Source organism: Streptomyces sp. WM6372, from assembly GCF_001279655.1.
GTDB lineage: Bacteria > Actinomycetota > Actinomycetes > Streptomycetales > Streptomycetaceae > Streptomyces.
Genome location: NZ_LGDB01000068.1, coordinates 1 through 3,510, shown reverse-complemented (window position 1 = coordinate 3,510; position 3,510 = coordinate 1). Strand labels below are relative to the sequence as shown.

The window sequence follows — 3,510 nt, the reverse complement described above, 5'->3', positions numbered from 1 at the left end:
CATCCGGCGTATGTGGTTTATACGTCGGGTTCGACGGGGCGGCCGAAGGGTGTGGTGGTTTCGCATGTGGGTGTGGCGAGTTTGTCGGGGACGCAGGTCGAGGGTCTGGGTGTGGGGCCGGGTGCCCGGGTTCTTCAGTTTGCTTCGGTGAGTTTTGACACGTCGGTCTGGGAAATCTGGATGGCGTTGTTGTCGGGTGCGGTGTTGGTGGTGCCGTTGTCGCAGGAGCGGGTCGCGGGTGAGGTGTTGTCGCGGTTCGTGGTGGGGCATGGGGTGACGCATGCGACGTTGCCTCCGGCGGTGTTGGAGGTGTTGGGGGAGGATGCTCTTCCTGCGGGTTTGACGTTGGTGTTGGCGGGTGAGGCGTCTTCGGCGGGGTTGGTTCGGCGGTGGGTTTCGGGGCGTCGGGTGTTCAACTCGTTCGGTCCGACGGAGACCACGGTGGATGTCACGTTGTGGGAGTGCCGTGCGGGTGACGACATCGTGCCGATCGGGCGTCCGGTGTGGAACACGCGGGTGTATGTGCTGGATGCGGGTTTGTCGCCGGTGCCTGTGGGTGTGGCGGGTGAGTTGTATGTGGCCGGTGCTGGGCTGGCGCGTGGTTATGCGGGCCAGGCTGGTTTGACGGCGGAGCGGTTTGTTGCGGATCCGTTCGCGGTGGTGGCGGGTTCGCGGATGTATCGGACCGGGGATGTGGTGCGGTGGTCCGCGGACGGGGTTCTGGAGTTCGTGGGGCGGGGGTTCTGGAGTTCGTGGGGCGTGCTGACGGTCAGGTGAAGGTGCGGGGTTTCCGTATCGAGCCGGGTGAGATCGAGGCCGTTCTCGCTGGTCATGAGGAGGTCGTCCAGGCGGCCGTCGTCGTGCGGGAGGACCGGCCCGGCGACAAACGCCTCACCGCCTACGTCGTGCCGACACCTGATGCCTCCGCGCACAACGTGCCGTGGAGCGCTGTCACCGCTGAACTGCGCGGTCACGTCCGCCGAAGCCTGCCGGACTACATGGTGCCGTCGGCTTTCGTGGTGCTGGACGGTCTGCCGCTGACGCCGAACGGGAAGCTGGACCGGCGGGCGCTGCCGGCTCCTGAATACACCTCGGACGCGTCGGGGCGGGTACCGCGGTCGCCGCAGGAGGAGGTCCTGTGCGGCCTGTTCGCCGAGGTCCTGGCCGTAGAGTCCGTGTCGATCGACGACAACTTCTTCGACCTCGGCGGCCACTCCTTGCTGGCGACACGGCTCGTACGTCGGATCCGCCTGGCACTGGGAGTGGAAGTCACTGTCCGGTCGCTGTTCGGAGCACCCACAGTGGCTCTGCTGACGACGGAACTCACGTCGGCGGCGACGGCGAAGGCACGTCCCAAGCTGCGCCGTATGCGTCCCCTTCCGGAAGACGGCGAATGATGCCGCTTTCCACATGAGTAGCGAGAGTGCCGGGGCCTGAGGAGAGCTCCACGGGCCCCGCCTGCTTGCAGGTTCTTCATGTAATCCGCCGCCTGGGTAGGCGGTGTACCCCCTCCGTGTGAGGGAGCAAGCGAAAGGTCGTTCCTGTGATTCCGGTGTCGTTCGCGCAGCGTCGTCTGTGGTTCCTGGGTCAGCTTGAAGGTGCGTCCGCGACGTACAACATTCCGCTTGTGTTGCGTCTGACGGGCACGCTGGATGTCGAGGCGTTGCGGGCTGCGCTGGCGGACGTCGCGGGTCGTCATGAGAGTCTGCGGACGGTGTTTCCGCAGGTGGACGGGGAGCCGCGGCAGGAGATCTTGCAGGGTGCCGCGGGCATTCCAGCTGTTGTGGTGGAGTCGGTGCCGGCGGGCGATGTTGCCGCGGTGGTGGCGGGCGTTACCGGTGCCGGGTTCGATCTGGAGCGGGATCTGCCGTGGCGGGTGCGTCTGCTGGAGGTTGCGGATGCGCCGGGCGAGTGGGTTCTCGTTATGGTGGTGCATCACATTGCGGCGGATGGCTGGTCGATGGCGCCGTTGGCCCGGGACTTGTCGCAGGCGTATGCCGCCCGCTGCAAGGGGGATGCCCCGGCGTGGGAAGAGCTTGCGGTGCAGTACGCGGATTACACGCTGTGGCAGCGCGAGGTACTCGGCAGCGAAGACGACCCGGAGAGCGTGATCGCCGCCCAGGTCGCGTACTGGAAGCAGGCGCTGGCCGATCTTCCGGAGCAGCTGGAACTGCCGGTCGACTTCCCGCGCCCGGCCGTGGCTTCGCACGAGGGTGCTTCGGTGGACGTCCACGTACCGGCGGAAGTGCACGCCCGTCTGGTGGAGCTCTCGCGGTCCTGCGGGGCGAGCGTCTTCATGACGGTGCAGGCAGCTCTCGCCGTCCTGCTGTCCAAGATGGGCGCCGGTCAGGACATCCCGATCGGCACGCCCGTCGCCGGGCGTACCGACGACGCACTCGACGATCTCGTCGGGTTCTTCGTGAACACCCTGGTCCTGCGGACCGACCTGTCGGGCGCCCCGACCTTCCGGGAGATCGTGGAGCGGGTCCGGGAAGCGGACCTGGCGGCGTTCACGCATGAGGACGTGCCCTTCGAGCGGCTGGTGGAGATCCTCAACCCGGCACGCTCCATGGCCCGCCACCCCCTCTTCCAGGTCATGCTCACCTTCCAGAACGTCGCTGAGCCCGATCTCGTTCTACCGGGGCTGAGCGTCGACCCCGAGCGCACGGCGGCGGCCGCGGCCAAGTTCGATCTTTCGTTCACGCTGGGCGAGTCGCATGCAGAGGACGGCATGCCCACCGGTCTGCGAGGACGGCTCGACTACCGCACCGACCTCTTCGCGGAGGGGACTGCCCAGAGCCTCGCGGACCGTTTGGCGCTCGTGATCGAAGTGCTCACCGCTGCACCCGCACCCGATCAGCCGATCCGTAGTGTCAGTGTCCTTGCCGCGGACGAGCGTCGGCGGATGCTGGTCGAGTGGAACGACACGGCTCACGCGGTTCCGGATGTGACGTTGCCGGAGTTGTTCCAGGCGCAGGTGCTGCGGACTCCGGACGCGCCGGCCGTGGTCAGTGGCGGCGTCGAGCTGAGCTATGCCGAGCTGAACGCCCGCGCGAATCGTCTGGCCCGCCATCTGGTGGCGTGTGGTGCCGGTCCGGAGCGGCTGGTCGCAGTGGTTCTGCCGCGGTCGGTGGATCTGGTCGTGGCGCTGCTCGCGGTGGTGAAGAGCGGTTCGGGTTACGTGCCGGTGGACCCGGAGTACCCGGCGGACCGGATCGCGTACATGCTCGCGGACGCCGAACCGGTACTGGTGATCACCGAAACGGACACCGTGCCCGTGCTGCCCCAGGACGGCTCCGCACCCCGCCTGCTCCTCGACGAGCCCGGAACCCGGCGTGCCGTGGCGGCCCGGGACGGCGTAGACCTGACCGACCACGACCGTCTGTCATCGGTGCTCCCCGCCCATCCGGTGTATGTGATCTACACGTCGGGTTCGACGGGGCGGCCGAAGGGTGTGGTGGTGTCGCATGCGGCGTTGGTGAATTACGTGGTGCGGTGTCCGCAGGCGTA

General features: G+C 67.4%; 2 protein-coding genes and 1 pseudogene. All 3 read left to right on the top strand.

Annotated elements, in window-relative coordinates:
- Window positions 1-777, top strand: a 777-nt coding sequence (locus ADK52_RS43455; RefSeq protein ID WP_234343510.1) for an AMP-binding protein, incomplete at its 5' end; no start/stop codon positions are given.
- Window positions 753-1,397: an AMP-binding enzyme gene (locus tag ADK52_RS43450; protein ID WP_234343508.1), complete on the top strand. Its 645-nt coding sequence runs from the start codon at window positions 753-755 to the stop codon at window positions 1,395-1,397. The genes ADK52_RS43455 and ADK52_RS43450, both read left to right, overlap by 25 nt.
- A gap of 149 nt (window positions 1,398-1,546) precedes the next feature.
- Window positions 1,547-3,510: pseudogene (locus ADK52_RS07400) on the top strand (condensation domain-containing protein); the annotation flags it as partial.